The 19,217-nt window shown below is 70.5% G+C and carries 17 protein-coding genes; 16 read left to right on the forward strand and 1 reads right to left on the reverse strand.

The window, feature by feature from the left end:
- Nucleotides 1-143: 143 nt before the first annotated feature.
- On the reverse strand, nucleotides 144-692 hold the full coding sequence (locus FB563_RS24170) for a beta-class carbonic anhydrase (RefSeq protein WP_055710646.1): 549 nt from the start codon (nucleotides 690-692) through the stop codon (nucleotides 144-146).
- 420 nt (nucleotides 693-1,112) lie between these two features.
- On the opposite strand from FB563_RS24170, the gene rsmH reads away from it, so the two are divergent.
- The 16 genes from rsmH (at nucleotide 1,113) to FB563_RS24250 (ending at nucleotide 19,079) form a co-directional block, all read left to right on the forward strand.
- Nucleotides 1,113-2,069 carry a 16S rRNA (cytosine(1402)-N(4))-methyltransferase RsmH gene (gene rsmH, locus FB563_RS24175; RefSeq protein ID WP_142218901.1) on the forward strand — a complete coding sequence of 319 codons (957 nt, stop codon included), beginning with the start codon at nucleotides 1,113-1,115 and terminating at the stop codon, nucleotides 2,067-2,069.
- Between the two features lie 193 nt (nucleotides 2,070-2,262).
- Entirely contained in the window at nucleotides 2,263-2,877 is a 615-nt protein-coding gene (gene ftsL, locus FB563_RS24180) for a cell division protein FtsL (RefSeq protein ID WP_142218902.1), read from the forward strand.
- 5 nt (nucleotides 2,878-2,882) lie between these two features.
- The gene (locus FB563_RS24185) at nucleotides 2,883-4,847 is read left to right on the forward strand and encodes a peptidoglycan D,D-transpeptidase FtsI family protein (protein WP_280116572.1); all 1,965 of its coding nucleotides are present in this window, start codon (nucleotides 2,883-2,885) and stop codon (nucleotides 4,845-4,847) included.
- 28 nt (nucleotides 4,848-4,875) lie between these two features.
- Nucleotides 4,876-6,531 carry a UDP-N-acetylmuramoyl-L-alanyl-D-glutamate--2,6-diaminopimelate ligase gene (locus FB563_RS24190; RefSeq protein WP_199832874.1) on the forward strand — a complete coding sequence of 552 codons (1,656 nt, stop codon included), beginning with the start codon at nucleotides 4,876-4,878 and terminating at the stop codon, nucleotides 6,529-6,531.
- Nucleotides 6,532-6,559: 28 nt separating this feature from the next.
- Nucleotides 6,560-7,975: a UDP-N-acetylmuramoyl-tripeptide--D-alanyl-D-alanine ligase gene (locus tag FB563_RS24195; RefSeq protein WP_055707306.1), complete on the forward strand. Its 1,416-nt coding sequence runs from the start codon at nucleotides 6,560-6,562 to the stop codon at nucleotides 7,973-7,975.
- Complete coding sequence (gene mraY, locus FB563_RS24200; protein WP_063797101.1) at nucleotides 7,972-9,045, forward strand: phospho-N-acetylmuramoyl-pentapeptide-transferase; 1,074 nt, start codon at nucleotides 7,972-7,974, stop codon at nucleotides 9,043-9,045. The genes FB563_RS24195 and mraY overlap by 4 nt, the downstream gene beginning before the upstream one ends.
- Nucleotides 9,027-10,469 (forward strand): UDP-N-acetylmuramoyl-L-alanine--D-glutamate ligase, encoded by a 1,443-nt coding sequence (murD, locus tag FB563_RS24205; protein ID WP_199832873.1) that lies wholly within the window; start codon nucleotides 9,027-9,029, stop codon nucleotides 10,467-10,469. Before mraY ends, murD begins: the two co-directional genes overlap by 19 nt.
- Nucleotides 10,470-10,554: 85 nt before the next feature.
- Nucleotides 10,555-11,916 carry a putative lipid II flippase FtsW gene (ftsW, locus tag FB563_RS24210; RefSeq protein ID WP_055707303.1) on the forward strand — a complete coding sequence of 454 codons (1,362 nt, stop codon included), beginning with the start codon at nucleotides 10,555-10,557 and terminating at the stop codon, nucleotides 11,914-11,916.
- A 6-nt stretch (nucleotides 11,917-11,922) separates the two neighbouring features.
- On the forward strand, nucleotides 11,923-13,011 hold the full coding sequence (murG, locus tag FB563_RS24215; protein ID WP_055707302.1) for an undecaprenyldiphospho-muramoylpentapeptide beta-N-acetylglucosaminyltransferase: 1,089 nt from the start codon (nucleotides 11,923-11,925) through the stop codon (nucleotides 13,009-13,011).
- A gap of 26 nt (nucleotides 13,012-13,037) precedes the next feature.
- Entirely contained in the window at nucleotides 13,038-13,832 is a 795-nt protein-coding gene (locus tag FB563_RS24220; RefSeq protein ID WP_055707311.1) for a cell division protein FtsQ/DivIB, read from the forward strand.
- A gap of 279 nt (nucleotides 13,833-14,111) precedes the next feature.
- Entirely contained in the window at nucleotides 14,112-15,323 is a 1,212-nt protein-coding gene (gene ftsZ / locus FB563_RS24225) for a cell division protein FtsZ (protein ID WP_055707301.1), read from the forward strand.
- On the forward strand, nucleotides 15,320-16,048 hold the full coding sequence (gene pgeF, locus FB563_RS24230) for a peptidoglycan editing factor PgeF (protein WP_055707300.1): 729 nt from the start codon (nucleotides 15,320-15,322) through the stop codon (nucleotides 16,046-16,048). Before ftsZ ends, pgeF begins: the two co-directional genes overlap by 4 nt.
- Before the next feature lie 6 nt (nucleotides 16,049-16,054).
- A complete protein-coding gene (locus FB563_RS24235) occupies nucleotides 16,055-16,774 on the forward strand; it encodes a YggS family pyridoxal phosphate-dependent enzyme (protein WP_055707299.1) in 720 nt (239 codons plus the stop codon).
- Between the two features lie 128 nt (nucleotides 16,775-16,902).
- Entirely contained in the window at nucleotides 16,903-17,544 is a 642-nt protein-coding gene (locus tag FB563_RS24240) for a cell division protein SepF (protein ID WP_055707298.1), read from the forward strand.
- A 70-nt stretch (nucleotides 17,545-17,614) separates the two neighbouring features.
- Nucleotides 17,615-17,902, forward strand: coding sequence for a YggT family protein (locus FB563_RS24245; RefSeq protein WP_055707297.1), 288 nt, complete (start codon nucleotides 17,615-17,617; stop codon nucleotides 17,900-17,902).
- A gap of 55 nt (nucleotides 17,903-17,957) precedes the next feature.
- Nucleotides 17,958-19,079: a DivIVA domain-containing protein gene (locus FB563_RS24250; protein WP_055707296.1), complete on the forward strand. Its 1,122-nt coding sequence runs from the start codon at nucleotides 17,958-17,960 to the stop codon at nucleotides 19,077-19,079.
- Nucleotides 19,080-19,217: the final 138 nt, after the last annotated feature.

Raw genomic sequence — 19,217 nt, forward strand, 5'->3', positions numbered from 1 at the left:
CCCGCATTCTTGCCGCCGTTACCGATTCGTGTCACTCGCCTGTGGACAACTGCCCGCACGATGTCGGTCTTACGTCTTTTTCGACCGCATTTTCGATACGGAGGCGGCGGGATGCTTTCGGGGTGGCCGGCCGGTGAGCCCGGTCAGGCCGGGTCGACCTCGCGCAGCAGACCGGTACGCACGTCGAACACGAAGCCGCGCACGTCGTCGGTGTGCAGCAGGAACGGCGAGGTGCGCACGCGCTGCATGGACTGGCGCACGTCCTGGTCGACGTCCCGGAAGGCCTCCACCGCCCAGAGCGGCCGCTGGCCCACCTCCATCTCCAGGTCGTGCCGGAAGTCCTCGGTGATGGACTCCATGCCGCAGCCGGTGTGGTGGATGAGCACGACGCTGCGGGTGCCGAGCGCCCGCTGGCTGATGGTCAGGGAGCGGATCACGTCGTCGGTGACGACACCGCCCGCGTTGCGGATGGTGTGACAGTCGCCGAGTTGCAGGCCGAGCGCCTTGTGCAGGTCGAGGCGGGCGTCCATGCAGGCCACGACGGCGACCTTGAGAACGGGACGGGCGTCCATGCCGGGGTCGGTGAACTCGGCGGCGTACGCCTGGTTGGCCTCGACCAGGCGATCCGTCACGGTACCGCCATTGGTTATGGCGCCTTCGGATCCAGTGGGAACTGCTGCGGAAGTCGTCATAGTCATGACGTTACTGGTCACCCCCGGTCCCGGCGCGCTGTGAGAGGGGACAAAGAACGTCATCGCGGCTTGTTGTGAGCTACCCCATAGGGAGGGCAAACCTGTTCCGGACGGGTGAATCCCGCCGAATCGCGGCTCCCGCGGCGCCGCGGCAGGCGACGCGCAGGCCGGTTGATTGACCGCGAGACAGGGTGGACTAAAGTGACGCGAAGCGGGAGACGTGGCTCTCCCTGCTGGTGAAACCCCCGGAGACCCCGGTTCACCCCGGACCGTCTCCCCACGTGCGCGGCGCGTACGTACGGCTCGGCCTCCTCCCGCTCCCGGTCCGGCTGACGCTTCCGGCGCCGGCAGGCCCGACCCTTCACGAGCTGGCGGGGACCCGGCGGTGCGTGCGAGCCCGCCGGAAGATGAGAGGCCCCCTTGAGCCAGAGTCGACACGTCCCGGTGATGCTCCATCGGTGCCTGGACCTGCTGGCGCCCGCCCTGGAGCGCCCGGGAGCGGTGGTCGTCGACTGCACCCTGGGCCTCGGCGGGCACAGCGAGGCGCTGCTGACCCGGTTCCCCGAGGCGCGGCTGATCGGCCTCGACCGGGACAAGGAGGCGCTGCGCCTGTCGGGCGAGCGGCTCGCGCCCTACGGGGAGCGCGCCACCCTCGTGCACGCCGTCTACGACGAGCTGCCCGACGTACTGCAAAGGCTCCGCATCGCGCGCGTGCAGGGTGTCCTGTTCGACCTCGGGGTCTCCTCCATGCAGCTGGACGAGGCCGACCGCGGCTTCGCCTACGCCCAGGACGCGCCGCTGGACATGCGGATGGACCAGACGACCGGCATCAGCGCCGCCGAGGTCCTCAACACCTACCCGGCGGGCGAGCTCGTGCGGATCCTGCGCGCGTACGGCGAGGAGAAGCAGGCCAAGCGGATCGTGGCCGCGATCGTGCGGGAGCGCGAGAAGGAGCCGTTCACCAACAGCGCGCGGCTGGTCGAGCTGATCCGGGACGCGCTTCCGCAGGCCGCCAAGCGCACCGGCGGCAATCCCGCCAAGCGCACCTTCCAGGCGCTGCGCATCGAGGTCAACGGCGAACTGTCCGTCCTGGAGCGGGCGATCCCGGCGGCGGTGAAGGCCCTGGACGTGGGCGGCCGCATCGCCGTGCTGTCGTACCACTCGCTCGAGGACCGTCTGGTCAAGCAGGTGTTCGCGACCGGTGCCGCGACCACCGCGCCGCCCGGCCTCCCGGTCGTGCCGGAGCGCTACCAGCCGCGGCTCAAGCTGCTCACCCGGGGTGCCGAACTTCCCACCGAGGAAGAGGTCGCCGAGAACCGCCGGGCCGCACCCGCCAGGCTGCGGGGCGCCGAACGCATCAGGGAGGACGCCGAGTGACCGAGACGGGTCGGTTGGATTCCCGAACTCACCCGGGGGCTCGCGAGGATTCCGGGCCTCGCCGGAGTGCCCGCAGGGATCTCCGGGTGCGACGGGTGACCGGTGAGGGGATCCGGACGCACCGGAGGACCGGTGAGAGTTCCAGGGCGCACCAGGGCCGCTTCGAGGACTCCCGAAACCGACCGGGGGAGCAGTGAGTAGGAAACCCGAACTGAGGGGGCGGGCCGCGCGGCTCGCCCAGCTCTTCCCGGCCGGCCGTGCCCGGGCGGCCCGCACCCCGTTCGTCCTGCTCGTCGTCCTGCTGCTCGGCGGCGGCCTCATCGGACTGCTCGTGCTCAACTCGGCGCTCAGCGAAGGCTCGTTCAAACTCGCCGACCTGCAGAAGCAGACGAAGAACCTCACCGACGAGGAACAGGCCCTGCAGCGGGACATCGACGCCTACTCCGCTCCCGACGCCCTCCAGCGCCGCGCCCGCCAGCTCGGCATGGTCCCCGGCGGCGACCCGGCCTTCCTCGGCCCCGACGGCAAGGTCAAGGGCGCCCCGAGCGCCGCCCCCGAGTCCGCCGCCCTCACCGACCCGGTCGCCCCCGAGCCCACGACCCCGACCGCGACCCCCTCCGTGCCGCCCGCCACCGCCACGACGCCGACCCCGGCCACGCCCACCACCCCGGCCTCGGTCACCCCCTCGGCCGCGGCACCGGCACCGGGACAGCCCCAGTCCGCCCCCGCCGTCTCCGCCCCCGACGCGGCCATTCCCCCACCCCCCTCCCTCTCCCAGCCCATTCCCACCCCGACCCCCGGCAGGTGACGGAAGTGTCCGACAGGGAACCGCCGCGGCGTCGTGTGCCCGGACCGGCCAGGGCGCCGCGGCCGAGGAGTGCCGTACGGCGGCAGCCCGGGCCCGGTGCGCGTCCGGTGCGGCGGCCGAGCGCCACTCGGCCGCCGGGCCAGCGCCCCCTCCGGCTCGGCAGCCCGCGGCCCCGGCTGCGCCTGGTCAGCCTCACGCTGACCCTGGTCATGATCGCCTTCGTGGTACGGCTGCTCCAGGTGCAGGCCGTGGACGCCAGCGCGTACGCCGCGCGGGCCGAGCAGAACCGGTATGTGGTGCACACGCTGGCCGCCGAGCGCGGTGGCATCACCGACCGCACCGGCGTGGCCCTCGCCATCAGCGAGGACGCGTACGACATCACGGCCGACCCGACGATGTTCAGCAGGAAGCAGCTGAAGATCGGCGACGGCCCGGAGCGGGCCGCCGCGCTGCTCTCGCCGATCCTCGGGCAGAGCCAGGCCGAGATCGTGAAGAAGCTGCGGCCGGCGAACAGGAACTCCCGGTACGCCCGGCTCGCCACCCGGCAGACCCCGCAGGTCTGGAAGCAGATCAAGGACCTGAAGAACGCGCTCGCCAAGAAGACGGAGACGGACGGCGGCACCGTCAACGTGCTCGCCGGTGTCTTCGCCGACCCCAGCAGCCAGCGCGTGTACCCCAACGGCGATCTCGCCGCCGGGATACTGGGCTGGGTCAACGCCGACGGCCAGGGCGGCGGCGGCATCGAGCAGGAGCTGAACAAGGAGCTGGCCGGCAAGGACGGAAAGATCCGTTATGCCCAGTCCGGAGGGCGCGAGGTGCCCACCGCGGGATCGACCCAGATTCCCGCCGTGCCCGGTTCCGACGTCGAGCTGACCATCGACCGCGACATCCAGTGGGCCGCGCAGAACGCCATCACCGAGCAGGTGAGGAAGTCCAGGGCCGACCGCGGTTACGTCGTCGTCCAGGACACCCGCACCGGGCAGATCCTGGCCATGGCCAACGCGCCGGGTTTTGACCCCAACGACCTGTCGAAGGCCGACGGCGCGGCCCTGGGCAACGCTGCCGTCCAGGACGCCTACGAGCCCGGCTCCACCGCCAAGGTGATGTCCATGGCGGCCGTACTGGAGGAGAACGCGGCCACCCCGCTCACCCATGTCGTCGTACCGAACCGGCTGCATCGCGGCGACCGGCTCTTCGCCGACGACGTCGACCACGGCACCTGGTACCTCACGCTGAACGGCGTCCTCGCCAAGTCCAGCAACATCGGCACCATCCTGGCCACCGGCCAGCTCGGCAGGACGCAGGCGCAGGCCAACAAGGTCCTCTACTCGTACCTGCGCAGGTTCGGCATCGGCAGCTACAGCGGACTCGGCTTCCCGGGCGAGACCCCGGGCATCCTCGCGCCGTACCAGAAGTGGTCCACCTCGCAGCAGTACACGATTCCTTTCGGCCAGGGTTTCTCCATCAACGCCGTCCAGGCCGCCTCCGTCTACTCGACCATCGCGAACGGCGGGGTGCGTGTCCAGCCGACCCTGGTGCGCGGCACCAAGGGCGCCGACGGCCGCTTCACCCCCGCGCCCAAGCCGAAGGAGACCCGCGTGGTCAGCGAGAAGACGGCCAGGACGCTCGCCCAGATGCTGGAATCCGTCGTGGACGACGAGCAGGGCACCGGCATCAAGGCCCGCATCCCCGGCTACAACGTCGCCGGCAAGACCGGGACGGCCAACCGCGTGGATCCGGCCACCGGCAGGTACCGCGGCTACACCTCGTCGTTCGCCGGTTTCGCGCCCGCCGACAACCCCCGCATCACCGTCTACTGCGCCATCCAGAACGCCACCGCCGGCAACTACTTCGGTGGCCAGATCTGCGGTCCCATCTACAAGCAGGTGATGGAGTTCGCCCTGAAAACCCTCCAGGTCCCGCCGACCGGTGCGCCGGCCGCGAACCTGCCCGTCGACTACAAGCCCTGATCAGCACCGGAACACCAGGAACCGACTCGTGACGACGATCACCCCCGACGCCGGGAACCAAGGGGCCGAGAACCCCTCACTTCGCTCCGGAGCGGGTACGCCCGGTACGCTCACCGCCGTGCCACACGCTGATCAGTCCCAAACCACCCAGAAGGGCGCTTCCGTGACATACCCGGGACCGCCGCGACCGGTTCAGGTCTCCGCCACACCCCTGGCGGAACTGGCCGATCAGCTGGGTGCCGCCGCTCCGGACGCCGCCGCCGAGGTCACGGGCATCACCCATGACTCGCGCGCCGTCCGCCCCGGCGACCTGTACGCCGCCCTCCCGGGCGCCCGTCTGCACGGCGCCGACTTCGCCACCCAGGCCGCCGGCCTCGGCGCGGTCGCCGTGCTCACCGACCCGACCGGTGCCGGGCGCGCCGCCGCGACCGGACTGCCGGTCCTGGTCGTCGACGACCCGCGCGGGCGGATGGGCGAGCTGGCGGCGACGATCTACGGCCGCCCCGGCCGCGACCTGCTCCAGATCGGCATCACCGGCACCTCCGGCAAGACCACCACCGCCTACCTGGTCGAGGGCGGCCTCAGGACCGCGAAGTCCACCGGACTCGTCGGCACGGTCGAGATGCGCATCGGCGACGAGCGCATCAAGTCCGAGCGCACCACCCCGGAAGCCACCGACCTGCAGGCCCTGTTCGCCGTCATGCGCGAGCGCGGCGTCGAGGCGGTCGCCATGGAGGTCTCCAGTCACGCCCTGGTCCTCGGCCGGGTCGACGGCTGCGTCTTCGACATCGCCGTGTTCACCAACCTCAGCCCGGAGCACATGGAGTTCCACTCCGGCATGGAGGACTACTTCCGGGCCAAGGCGCAGCTGTTCACGCCGGAACGCAGCAGACTCGGCGTGATCAACGTGGACGACGCGTACGGCCGCCGACTGGCGGAGGAAGCCACGGTCCCCGTCGTCACCTTCTCCGCCGAGGGTCACCCCGACGCCGACTGGCGCGCCGAGGACGTCCAGGTCGGCCCCATGGACTCGACTTTCACCGTCGTCGGCCCGGACGGCGCGCGCATCCACGCCAGGTCGCCGATCGCCGGCCCCTTCAACGTGGCGAACACCCTCGCCGCCGTCGTCGCCCTCGCCGCCGCCGGTCTCGACCCGCAGACCGCCGCCGACGGCATCGCCGCCGTGCCGGGCGTCCCCGGCCGCCTGGAGCGCGTGGACGCCGGGCAGCCCTACCTCGCGGTCGTCGACTACGCCCACAAGACCGACGCCGTCGAATCCGTGCTCAAGGCGCTGCGCAAGGTCACCAAGGGCCGTCTGCACGTGGTGCTCGGCTGCGGCGGCGACCGCGACCGGACCAAGCGGGCCCCGATGGGCGCCGCCGCGGCCCGGCTCGCCGACACGGCCGTACTGACCTCGGACAACCCGCGCTCCGAGGACCCCCTGGCGATCCTCGCGACCATGCTCCAGGGCGCCGCCTCCGTGCCCGCGCACGAGCGCGGCGAGGTCCTCCTGTTCGAGGACCGGGCCGCCGCGATCGCCGCCGCCGTGGGGCGCGCCCGGGCCGGCGACACCGTGCTGGTCGCGGGCAAGGGCCACGAGCAGGGCCAGGACATCGCCGGCGTGGTCCGTCCCTTCGACGACCGTCAGGTGCTCCGCGAAGCCATCCAGAAAACCCAGGGATGAAAATCCAGAAGACCCAGGGGATGAACTTGTGATCGCCCTCTCCCTCGCCGAGATCGCAGCAGTCGTCGGCGGGCAGACGCACGACATACCGGATCCGTCCGTGGCCGTCACCGGACCGGTCGTCCGGGACTCCCGCGAGGTGGTGCCCGGCAGCCTGTTCGCCGCGTTCGTCGGTGAACGGGTGGACGGCCATGACTACGCACCGCAGGTGATCGGGGCGGGCGCGGTCGCCGTACTGGCGTCCCGTCCGGTCGGCGTGCCCGCGATCGTCGTCGACGACGTCCAGACCGCCCTCGGCGCGCTCGCCCGGCACGTCGTACGCCGGCTCGGCGCGACCCTCGTCGCCCTGACCGGCTCGGCGGGCAAGACCAGCACCAAGGACCTGATCGCCCAGGTGCTCCAGCGCAAGGCGCCGACGGTGTTCACGCCCCAGTCGCTCAACAACGAGATCGGGCTGCCGCTCACCGCCCTCACCGCCACCGAGGAGACGCAGTTCCTCGTGCTGGAGATGGGGGCCCGCGGCATCGGGCACATCCGCTACCTCACCGGCCTCACGCCGCCGAAGGTCGGTGTCGTCCTCAACGTCGGCACCGCCCACATCGGCGAGTTCGGCGGGCGCGAGCAGATCGCGCAGGCCAAGGGCGAGATCATCGAAGGCCTTCCGTCGGCGGAGGACGGCGGCGCCGCGATCCTCAACGCCGACGACCCGCTGGTCCGCGCCATGGCCCCCCGTACCAAGGCGAAGGTGGTCCTTTTCGGAGAGTCGGCCGAAGCGGACGTACGCGCCGAGAACGTGCGACTCACGGACAGCGGACAGCCCTCCTTCAGGCTTCTCACACCCTCCGGTGCATCCGATGTGACCATGCGCCTGTACGGTGAGCACCACGTGTCGAACGCGCTCGCCGCGGCCGCCGTCGCCCATGAGCTGGGCATGTCCGCGGAAGAGATCGCCACCGCGCTCTCCGAGGCGGGCACCCTCTCCCGCTGGCGGATGGAGGTCACCGAGCGCCCGGACGGCGTGACCATCGTCAACGACGCCTACAACGCCAACCCCGAGTCCATGCGGGCCGCCCTGCGGGCGCTCGCGGCCATGGGCAAGGGGCGCCGCACGTGGGCGGTGCTCGGCAAGATGGCCGAGCTGGGGGACGAGGCGCTCGCCGAGCACGACGCCGTCGGACGGCTCGCCGTCCGGCTCAACGTCAGCAAGCTCGTCGCCGTCGGGGGGATTGAGGCCTCCTGGCTGCAACTGGGCGCATATAACGAGGGTTCGTGGGGTGAGGAGTCGGTGCACGTGTCCGACGCACAGGCGGCGATCGACCTGTTGCGCAGCGAGTTGCGCCCGGGGGACGTCGTGCTCGTGAAGGCGTCCCGTTCGGTGGGGCTCGAGAGCGTTGCCCAGGCGCTCGTCGAGACCGGTGCCGAGGGCGAGGTTGCCGCCCGATGATGAAGCAGATCCTGTTCTCAGGAGTCATTGGCCTCTTCCTGACGCTGATCGGCACCCCGCTGCTGATCAAGCTCCTCGCCCGCAAGGGCTACGGCCAGTACATCCGCGACGACGGTCCGCGCGAGCACGCCAGCAAGCGCGGTACGCCGACCATGGGCGGTATCGCCTTCATCCTGGCGACGATCGCGGCGTACTTCCTGAGCAAGCTCATCACCGGTTACCCGCCCACCTACTCCGGGCTGCTGGTTCTCGGCCTGATGTTCGGCATGGGCCTGGTCGGCTTCCTCGACGACTACATCAAGATCGTCAAGCGGCGTTCGCTGGGCCTGCGGGCCAAGGCGAAGATGGCCGGCCAGCTGATCGTCGGCATCGCCTTCGCGGTGCTGTCCCTGATGTTCGCCGACGCACGCGGCAACACCCCGGCCTCCACCAAGCTGTCGTTCATCACCGACTTCGGCTGGACGATCGGCCCGGTGCTGTTCGTCGTCTGGGCGCTGTTCATGATCCTCGCGATGTCGAACGGCGTGAACCTCACCGACGGTCTGGACGGCCTGGCCACCGGCGCCTCCGTGCTGGTCTTCGGCGCCTACACGTTCATCGGGGTCTGGCAGTTCCAGGAGTCCTGCGCCAACGCGCAGACCCTGACGAATCCGGCCGCCTGCTACGAGGTGCGCGACCCGCTCGACCTCGCGGTGATCGCCTCCGCGCTGATGGGTGCCTGCCTGGGCTTCCTGTGGTGGAACACCTCGCCGGCGAAGATCTTCATGGGTGACACCGGTTCGCTCGCGCTCGGCGGTGTCCTCACCGGTCTGGCCATCCTCTCCCGCACCGAGCTGCTGCTGGCCATCATGGGCGGCCTGTTCGTGCTCATCACCATGTCGGTCGTCATCCAGGTCGGCTCCTTCCGGCTCACCGGCAAGCGCGTCTTCCGGATGGCGCCACTCCAGCACCACTTCGAACTCAAGGGCTGGTCCGAGGTCCTGGTGGTGGTCCGATTCTGGATCATCCAGGGCATCTGTGTGATTGTCGGACTGGGCCTCTTCTATGCAGGATGGGCAGCGGACAAGTGACCTCCACCTCGGAGCTCTACGACTTCCAGGGCAAGCACGTCACCGTCGCCGGGCTCGGCGTCTCCGGCGTCCCGGCGGCCAAGGTGCTGCACGCGCGCGGGGCGGTCGTCACGGTCGTCAACGACGGCGACGACGCACGCGCGCGTGAGCAGGCCGCGGAACTTCAGGCGCTCGGCATCACCGTGCGCCTCGGCGACGGGGCGACCCTGCCGGAGGGCACCGAGCTGATCGTGACCGCGCCCGGCTGGAAGCCGGACAAGCCGCTGTTCCAGGCGGCCGGGAAGGCGGGTGTGCCGGTCTGGGGCGACGTCGAGCTGGCCTGGCGCCTGCGCGGCCCCGATGCGGCGCCCTGGCTGGCCGTCACGGGCACCAACGGCAAGACCACGACCGTGCAGATGCTCGCGTCCATCCTGGGGGCCGCGGGCCTGCGCACCGCCGCCGTCGGCAACATCGGGGTCTCCCTGCTGGACGCGGTTCTCGGCGAGGAGACCTACGACGTCCTCGCCGTCGAGCTGTCCAGCTACCAGTTGCACTGGGCGCCCTCGCTGCGGGCGCATTCGGCCGCGGTCCTCAACCTCGCGCCCGACCACCTGGACTGGCACGGTTCCATGGAGGCCTACGCGCGCGACAAGGGCCGCATCTACGAAGGCAATCGGGTCGCCTGCGTCTACAACGTCGAGGACAAGGCGACCGAGGACCTGGTCCGCGAGGCGGACGTGGAGGAGGGCTGCCGGGCCATCGGCTTCACCCTCGGCGCCCCCGCGCCCTCCCAACTCGGCGTGGTGGACGGCATCCTGGTCGACCGCGCCTTCGTCGAGAACCGGCAGAAGAACGCCCAGGAGCTCGCCGAGGTCTCCGACGTCAACCCGCCGGCCCCGCACAACATCGCCAACGCCCTTGCCGCGGCGGCCCTCGCGCGTGCCTTCGGGGTACCCGCCAAGGCCGTACGCGACGGCCTCAGGGCGTTCCGCCCGGACGCGCACCGCATCGCGCACGTCGCCGATCTCGACGGGGTGGCCTACGTGGACGACTCCAAGGCGACCAACACCCATGCCACCGAAGCCTCGTTGGCGTCATATGAGTCGATTGTATGGATTGCGGGCGGTCTGGCGAAGGGCGCGACCTTCGACGAACTGGTCGCCAAGTCGGCAAAGCGACTTCGCGGTGCCGTCCTCATCGGCGCCGACCGGGCGCTGATCCGCGACGCCCTCGCGCGACACGCGCCGGAAGTACCCGTGGTGGACCTCGACCGGACCGACACTGGGGCGATGCTCCAGGCGGTGGCGGAGGCGAAGCGGCTGGCTCGGCCCGGTGACACGGTGCTGCTGGCCCCGGCCTGCGCCTCCATGGACATGTTCACCAACTACAACCAGCGCGGTGACGCGTTCGCGGCGGCGGTCCGCGAACTCGAAGCGGGCGCCTGACGGCGGGTCTCGGCCACCCAGGGTGCTTCGGGACCCTTGGAGGAACGGGAGACTCGGATGTGGCTGAGGTCGGGAGGAGCCGGTGATGTCCGGTAGCCGTACAGGTCGTCCTCCGGTTCAGGGGGCCGTCAAGCGGCCCCCCGCGCAGCGCCTTCCGCGCGAGAGCCCCGTCCAACGGGCCTACACCCGCGCGCGCAAGGCCTGGGACCGGCCGCTCACCGCCTACTACCTGATCCTCGGCGGCAGCGTGCTGATCATCGTGCTGGGTCTGGTGATGGTCTACTCGGCCTCCCAGATCACCGCGCTGCAGATGTCGCTGCCCGGCTCGTACTTCTTCCGCAAGCAGCTGCTGGCCGCCGTGATCGGCGGGCTGCTGCTGTTCGCGGCCTCCCGCATGCCGGTGAAACTGCACCGGGCGCTCGCCTACCCGATCCTCGCCGGCGCCGTCTTCCTGATGGCCCTGGTGCAGGTGCCCGGGATAGGGATGGCGGTCAACGGCAACCAGAACTGGATCTCCCTCGGCGGCTCCTTCCAGATCCAGCCCAGCGAGTTCGGCAAGCTCGCCCTGGTGCTGTGGGGCGCGGACCTGATCGCGCGCAAGCAGGAGAAGCGGCTGCTGACCCAGTGGAAGCACATGCTGGTGCCGCTGGTGCCGGTCGCCTTCCTGCTGCTCGGGCTGATCATGCTCGGCGGCGACATGGGCACCGCGATCATCCTCACGGCCATCCTGTTCGGCCTGCTGTGGCTCGCGGGGGCGCCCACCCGGCTGTTCGCCGGGGTGCTGACGATCGCGACCCTGATCGGCGGCGTCCTCATCAAGACCAGCCCCAACCGGATGGCCCGGCTCGCCTGCATCGGCGCCACCGAGCCCAGGGCGGGGGTGGCCGACTGCTGGCAGGCCGTGCACGGCATCTACGCCCTCGCCTCCGGCGGACTCTTCGGTTCCGGTCTCGGTGCGAGTGTGGAAAAATGGGGCCAACTGCCCGAAGCCCACACCGACTTCATCTTCGCCGTCACCGGTGAGGAACTGGGCCTGGCCGGGACGCTGTCCGTGCTCGCCCTGTTCGCGGCTCTAGGCTATGCGGGTATCCGCGTGGCCGGACGCACGGAGGACCCCTTCGTGAGGTACGCCGCGGGAGGCGTGACCACCTGGATCACCGCCCAGGCGGTGGTCAACATCGGTGCGGTGCTCGGGCTGCTGCCGATCGCCGGCGTCCCCCTCCCGCTGTTCTCCTACGGGGGGTCCGCCCTGCTGCCGACCATGTTCGCCATCGGGCTGCTGATCGCCTTCGCGCGCGACGAGCCCGCTGCGCGGGCGGCGCTTGCGATGCGGCAACCTCGCTTTGGTAGAAAGCGGGCGGGAGGCTCCGGCGGTGAGCGGGGGCCTCGGAGATGGAACACGATGCGACGGCGTGCCTCGGTGGCGCGTCCGTCCGGAGAGCGGTGAATTTCGGTGCATGTCGTACTCGCCGGTGGGGGGACCGCCGGCCACATCGAGCCCGCGCTCGCCCTCGCGGACGCCCTGCGCAGGCAGGACCCGACCGTGGGGATCACGGCCCTGGGCACGGAGCGCGGCCTGGAGACCCGGCTCGTCCCGGAGCGCGGCTACGAACTGGCGCTGATCCCGGCGGTGCCGCTGCCCCGTAAGCCGACCCCCGAGCTGATCACCGTCCCGGGCCGGCTGCGCGGCACCATCAAGGCCGCCGAGCAGATCCTGGAGCGCACCAAGGCGGACGTCGTGGTCGGTTTCGGCGGCTATGTCGCCCTGCCCGGCTATCTGGCCGCCAAGCGCCTCGGGGTGCCCATCGTGATCCACGAGGCCAACGCCCGCCCCGGCCTGGCCAACAAGATCGGCTCGCGGTACGCGGCCCGGGTCGCCGTCTCCACGCCCGACAGCAAGCTGCGCGACGCCCGCTACATCGGCATCCCGCTGCGCCGCTCCATCGCCACCCTGGACCGCGCCGCGGCCCGCCCCGAGGCCCGCCACCGCTTCGGTCTCGACCCGAACCTGCCCACACTGCTCGTCTCCGGCGGCTCCCAGGGCGCCCGGCGCCTCAACGAGGTCGTCCAGCAGGTCGCCCCCTGGCTCCAGCAGGCGGGCATCCAGATCCTGCACGCGGTCGGACCGAAGAACGAACTGCCGCAGGTGCACCAGATGCCGGGAATGCCCCCCTACATCCCGGTAAGTTACCTGGACCGGATGGACCTCGCGTACGCCGCGGCCGACATGATGCTCTGCCGCGCGGGCGCGATGACCGTCGCCGAACTCTCCGCCGTCGGGCTCCCGGCCGCCTATGTCCCGCTGCCCATCGGCAACGGCGAACAGCGGCTCAACGCCCAGCCGGTGGTGAAGGCCGGCGGCGGGCTGCTGGTCGACGACGCGGAACTCACGCCCGAGTGGGTGCAGCAGAACGTCCTGCCCGTGCTCGCCGATCCGCACCGGCTGTACGAGATGTCCCGCGCGGCAAGCGAGTTCGGCCGCCGGGACGCCGACGAGCTGCTCGTCGGCATGGTGTACGAGGCGATCGCCTCGCGCCGTTAGGACCGTATGACGAAAGGGCAGTGAGGGTGGCCGGACCGACTACCGCCGAGCGCGGTGAACGCCAGCAGGAGTCGTCCGGCCCGCCGCTCGCCCGCCGGCTCAGAAGGCCGCGCCTTCGTACGATCGTCATCCTGGCGGTTCTTCTGCTGCTCCTCGGAGCCGGTGGCACCTGGGTGTTGTACGGCTCGAGCTGGCTGCGCGTCCGGCATGTCTCGGTGTCGGGCACGCTCGTGCTGAGCCCCGCCGAGGTGCGGGACGCGGCGGACGTACCGGTCGGGGCGCCGATGATTTCCGTCGACACCCATGGCATCGAAGCCCGACTTCGCCGGAAATTGCCCCGAATTGACACCGTTGATGTGGTCCGTTCCTGGCCCCAGGGAATCGTTCTGAAAGTGACCGAGCGCACTCCGGTTCTGCTTGTCCAAAAGGGCGGCGAGTTCGTCGAAGTCGACCACGAAGGTGTCCGATTCGCTACGGTTTCGCAGGCGCCGAAAGGCGTTCCGACACTGGAATTGTCCGTCTCCCGCACGGGCTCCGGCGCGGCGAGCTTCCGCCGCTTCGGCACCGACCGGCTGGTGCGCGAGGCGGTCCGGGTCGTGGGGGCTCTGCCGGCCGCCGTGGCGGGGGACACCCGGACCGTCCAAGTCCGTTCCTACGACGACATCTCGCTGGAGTTGGCCGACGGCCGCACGGTGGCATGGGGCAGCAGCGAGAACGGCCGCGCCAAGGCACGGACCCTCGCAGCTCTCATGAAAGCAGCTCCCGGTGCGCGGCACTTCGATGTCAGCGTTCCCACCGCCCCTGCGTCATCGGGGAGTTGACGCACATCAGCGCAGGCCAGCACCCTGGTTGGGCACTGCTACGGCTGATCACATAGGGTGAAAAGAAAAACGGGAGGTTCGGCGTGTTCGTTGAACGGGCGCCACTTGTCGACTTAGTGTCCTGTTCAGAAGACTCCAGGGAACACACACACTGGTAACCCTAAACTTCAGGGTTAGGGTTCGGGTCGGCGCTACGGACCGTCCCATTCGGCATCCGTCGTCCCGGCGCGGGGCACCGCCCGGCGGCGACAACGTAATTCGAGGCGAGAGGCCTTCGACGTGGCAGCACCGCAGAACTACCTCGCAGTCATCAAGGTCATCGGTGTCGGCGGCGGTGGTGTCAATGCCATCAACCGGATGATCGAGGTCGGTCTCAAGGGCGTCGAGTTCATCGCCATCAACACCGACGCGCAGGCGCTGTTGATGAGCGACGCCGACGTCAAACTCGACGTCGGCCGCGAACTCACCCGCGGACTCGGCGCCGGAGCCAACCCGGCCGTCGGCCGCAAGGCCGCCGAGGACCACCGCGAGGAGATCGAGGAGGTCCTCAAGGGGGCCGACATGGTCTTCGTGACGGCCGGTGAAGGCGGCGGCACCGGCACCGGCGGCGCGCCCGTCGTGGCCAACATCGCGCGCTCGCTGGGCGCCCTCACCATCGGCGTCGTCACGCGTCCGTTCACCTTCGAGGGGCGGCGCCGCGCGAACCAGGCCGAGGACGGCATCGCCGAACTGCGCGAAGAGGTCGACACCCTCATCGTCATCCCCAACGACCGGCTGCTGTCCATCTCGGACCGCCAGGTCTCGGTCCTGGACGCCTTCAAGTCCGCCGACCAGGTCCTGCTCTCCGGTGTCCAGGGCATCACCGACCTCATCACCACCCCCGGTCTGATCAACCTCGACTTCGCCGACGTGAAGTCGGTCATGTCCGAGGCCGGTTCGGCCCTCATGGGCATCGGCTCGGCCCGCGGCGACGACCGCGCGGTGGCCGCCGCCGAGATGGCGATCTCCTCGCCGCTGCTGGAGGCCTCCATCGACGGCGCCCGGGGCGTGCTGCTGTCCATCTCCGGCGGCTCCGACCTCGGTCTGTTCGAGATCAACGAGGCGGCCCAGCTCGTCAGCGAGGCAGCCCACCCCGAGGCCAACATCATCTTCGGCGCGGTCATCGACGACGCCCTCGGCGACGAGGTCCGGGTCACCGTGATCGCGGCCGGCTTCGACGGCGGCCAGCCCCCGGCCCGCCGGGACAACGTCCTCGGCTCGGCCTCGACTTCGACGGGCGCCCGGCGCGAGGAGCCCGTTCCGGCCCGCTCGAGCGAGCCCAGCCGCCCGTCCTTCGGCTCGCTGGGCAGCGTCAAGCCCAAGGAGGAGCCGGAGCCGGCGCCCGAGCCGGTGGCCGACATCCCGGCGCCCCCGCCGGTGACGCCGGCGCCCCGCCCCTCCTACGCGGACAGCGCGGCCGAGGAGCTGGACGTGCCGGACTTCCTGAAGTGATAGGAGAGCGCGAGAGCGTGAGCGGCGCGCACTTCGCCTTCACCGACCGGTGGGGCGGGGTGAGCGCCGCTCCGTATGAGGAGCTGAACCTCGGCGGCGCGGTCGGCGACGACCCCGAGGCGGTACGGGCCAACCGGGACATCGCCGCCAAGTCGCTCGGCCTCGACCCCGGCCGGGTCGTCTGGATGAACCAGGTGCACGGCGCCGCCGTGGCCGTGGTGGACGAGCCCTGGGAAGACCGCCCGGTGCCGGAGGTCGACGCGATCGTCACCGCGCGCCGCGGACTCGCCCTCGCCGTCCTCACCGCCGACTGTGTGCCGGTGCTGCTCGCCGATCCCGTCGCCGGGGTCGTGGCGGCGGCGCACGCGGGCCGGCCCGGCATGGTCAAGGGGGTCGTCCCCGCCGCGGTACGGGCCATGGCCGAACTCGGCGCCGAGCCGGGCCGGATCGTCGCCCGCACCGGACCGGCCGTCTGCGGGCGGTGCTACGAGGTGCCGGAGGCGATGCGCGCCGAGGTGGCGGCCGTCGAGCCGGTGGCGCACGCCGAGACGAGCTGGGGCACGCCGGCGGTCGACGTGAGCGCCGGGGTGCACGCGCAGCTCGACCGGCTCGGGGTGCGCGACCGGGCGCATTCGCCGGAGTGCACGCTGGAGTCGGGCGACCACTTCTCGTACCGCCGTGACCGCACCACCGGGCGGCTCGCGGGCTATGTGTGGCTGGACTGATGGGGCATGACGGACCGTAAGACCGAACTCGCCGCAAACCTGGCGAAAGTGGAAGAGCGCATCACCGCCGCGTGTGTGGCGGCCGGGCGCGAGCGGGAGGAGGTGACCCTCATCGTGGTCACCAAGACCTACCCGGCGAGCGATGTGCGGATCCTGTCGGAACTCGGTGTGCGCCACGTCGCCGAGAACCGCGACCAGGACGCGGCACCGAAGGCCGCGGCATGTGCGGATCTGCCCCTCAAATGGCACTTTGTCGGCCAGTTGCAGACCAACAAAGTCCGTTCCGTGGTCGGTTACGCGGATGTCGTGCAGTCCGTGGATCGTCCCAGGCTCGTCACGGCTCTGTCGAACGAGGCCGTGCGGGCGGGCCGTGAGGTGGGGTGTCTCATCCAGGTCGCGCTCGACGCCGGGGAGAGCGGCAGGGGCGAGCGCGGAGGCGTGGCCCCGGGCGGAATCGAAGAGTTGGCCGATCTCGTCGGCGAGGCGCCGGGGCTGCGGCTCGACGGCCTGATGACCGTCGCTCCGCTCACCGGCGAGTACGCGGGACGCGAACAGGCGGCGTTTGAACGCCTCATGGATTTGTCGACCGACCTGCGCCGAGCCCATCCGGCTGCAACCATGGTGTCGGCAGGGATGAGTGCGGACCTCGAACAGGCCGTGGCCGCCGGGGCGACACATGTGCGCGTCGGCACTGCGGTACTCGGAGTCCGCCCCAGGCTCGGGTAACGTCGCCAAGAAGTCGGACCACAGCAGAAAATATGGTCAGTGCCCGTGAAGGCGGGCGCAACGACCTCGTGGATCGCGGGCACTTGGCAGTCGTCAGCCGATCCACCACAGAGCGGAGGACTCAGAGCATGGCCGGCGCGATGCGCAAGATGGCGGTCTACCTCGGCCTCGTGGAGGACGATGGGTACGACGGCCGCGGATTCGACCCCGACGACGACTTCGAGCCCGAGTTGGACCCGGAACCGGAGCGGGATCATCGACGGCACGAATCGTCACACCAATCGCACGGCGCACATCAGTCCCAAAGGGACGAAGAGGTGCGAATCGTGCAACCGCCCGCGCCGCGCGAGCCGGTGGTCCGTTCGACGGCCCTCGCCGCGGAATCCGGACGTCCGGCGCGCATCGCGCCCGTGGCATCCATCACACAAGAACGTCAGTCCCTCGAGAAGAACGCACCGGTGATCATGCCCAAGGTTGTGTCCGAGCGAGAGCCTTACCGGATCACCACGCTTCACCCCCGGACCTACAACGAAGCCCGTACCATCGGGGAACACTTCCGTGAGGGCACCCCGGTGATCATGAATCTGACTGAGATGGATGACACAGACGCGAAGCGACTTGTCGACTTTGCGGCCGGTTTGGTGTTTGGTCTTCACGGCAGCATCGAGCGGGTGACGCAGAAGGTGTTCCTGTTGTCTCCTGCTAACGTCGATGTCACGGCGGAGGACAAGGCCCGCATCGCAGAGGGCGGGTTCTTCAACCAGAGCTGAGACGCACAACCGGATCGAAGTTCGGAAGAGCTCGCAAGAGCATGGAGCAGGGGAGAGGGAAGCGCAGGCCATGAGCGTGTTCGTCACGGTGGTCCACACCGCGCTGTTGGTGTTCCTCGCCGTGCTCATCTTCCGGCTGGTCATGGATTACGTGTTCCAGTTCGCCCGCTCGTGGCAACCCGGCAAGGCGATGGTGGTCGTACTGGAGGCCACCTACACTGTCACCGATCCACCGCTGAAGCTTCTGCGGCGGTTCATCCCGCCGCTGCGTCTCGGGGGCGTGGCGCTCGACCTGTCCTTCTTCGTACTGATGATCATCGTCTACATCCTCCTCTCCATCACGGGGAGCTTCATGTGATGAGGGTGGACGATACGGTCTTGCCGACTGCCGATGACTACGTTGAGGTGAAGAGATGCCGTTGACCCCCGAGGACGTGCGGAACAAGCAGTTCACGACCGTCCGCCTCCGAGAAGGCTATGACGAGGACGAGGTCGATGCCTTCCTCGACGAGGTCGAAGCCGAACTGACCCGTCTGCTCCGCGAGAACGAGGACCTGCGCGCCAAGCTGGCCGCGGCGACCCGTGCGGCCGCGCAGAACCAGCAGAACATGCGCAAGGGCCCGCCGGAGCAGGACCAGCAGCAGCACCCGCAGCAGCAGGGCATGCGAGGTCCCGGCGCGCCGGTGCCCGCCGGCATATCGGGCCCGCCGCAGCAGCAGATGGGCGGCCCCATGGGAGGCCCGCCCCAGCTGCCGAGCGGTGCCCCGCAGCTGCCCGCCGGTCCCGGCGGTCAGGGCGGCCCGCAGGGTCCCGGCCCGATGGGCCAGGGTCCGATGGGTCAGGGCCCGATGGGCGGCCAGCCGCCCATGCAGCAGATGGGTGGCCCGATGGGCGGCCCCATGGGCGGTCCGATGGGCGGCCCCGGTCAGGGCCCCGGTGGCGACAGCGCCGCCCGAGTCCTCTCGCTGGCCCAGCAGACCGCCGACCAGGCGATCGCCGAGGCCCGCTCCGAGGCCAACAAGATCGTCGGCGAGGCCCGCAGCCGCGCCGAGGGTCTGGAGCGTGACGCCCGTGCCAAGGCCGACGCCCTGGAGCGGGACGCGCAGGAGAAGCACCGCGTCGCGATGGGCTCCCTGGAGTCCGCCCGCGCCACGCTGGAGCGCAAGGTCGAGGACCTGCGCGGCTTCGAGCGCGAGTACCGCACGCGCCTGAAGTCGTACCTCGAGTCCCAGCTGCGCCAGCTGGAGACCCAGGCCGACGACTCCCTGGCCCCGCCGCGCACCCCGGCCACCGCGTCGCTGCCGCCGTCCCCGGCGCCCTCCATGGCTCCGGCCGGCGCGAGCGCCCCGTCCTACGGCGGCAACCAGACGATGGGCGGCAACCCCGGTCCGTCCGCCCCGTCGTACGGCGGCCAGCAGCAGATGACCCCGGCCATGACCCAGCCCATGGCCCCGGTCCGCCCGCAGGGCCCGTCCCCGATGGGCCAGGCACCCTCGCCGATGCGCGGGTTCCTGATCGACGAGGACGACAACTGAGCACCGGGCACTAGTACGACAACGGCGTCGGCAGCGCTCCATAGGGCGGGCCCCTTGGACTTCGGTCCAGGGGGCCCGCCCTTTTTACGCGGGTTGCGTCACTCGCCCGTGCAAGAAGGGCCCGGCCTCCTCAGGGGA

Origin of the sequence: Streptomyces puniciscabiei, assembly GCF_006715785.1 — a bacterium.
GTDB lineage: Bacteria > Actinomycetota > Actinomycetes > Streptomycetales > Streptomycetaceae > Streptomyces > Streptomyces puniciscabiei.

Bases quoted from the DNA above. Each gene is read 5' to 3' on its own strand.
- FB563_RS24170 (WP_055710646.1), bottom strand. From the start codon at position 692: ATGACGACTTCCGCAGCAGTTCCCACTGGATCCGAAGGCGCCATAACC.
- mraY (WP_063797101.1), top strand. From the start codon at position 7,972: ATGATGAAGCAGATCCTGTTCTCAGGAGTCATTGGCCTCTTCCTGACG.
- murD (WP_199832873.1), top strand. From the start codon at position 9,027: ATGGGCAGCGGACAAGTGACCTCCACCTCGGAGCTCTACGACTTCCAG.
- ftsW (WP_055707303.1), top strand. From the start codon at position 10,555: ATGTCCGGTAGCCGTACAGGTCGTCCTCCGGTTCAGGGGGCCGTCAAG.
- FB563_RS24235 (WP_055707299.1), top strand. From the start codon at position 16,055: ATGACGGACCGTAAGACCGAACTCGCCGCAAACCTGGCGAAAGTGGAA.
- FB563_RS24240 (WP_055707298.1), top strand. From the start codon at position 16,903: ATGGCCGGCGCGATGCGCAAGATGGCGGTCTACCTCGGCCTCGTGGAG.
- FB563_RS24245 (WP_055707297.1), top strand. From the start codon at position 17,615: ATGAGCGTGTTCGTCACGGTGGTCCACACCGCGCTGTTGGTGTTCCTC.
- FB563_RS24250 (WP_055707296.1), top strand. From the start codon at position 17,958: ATGCCGTTGACCCCCGAGGACGTGCGGAACAAGCAGTTCACGACCGTC.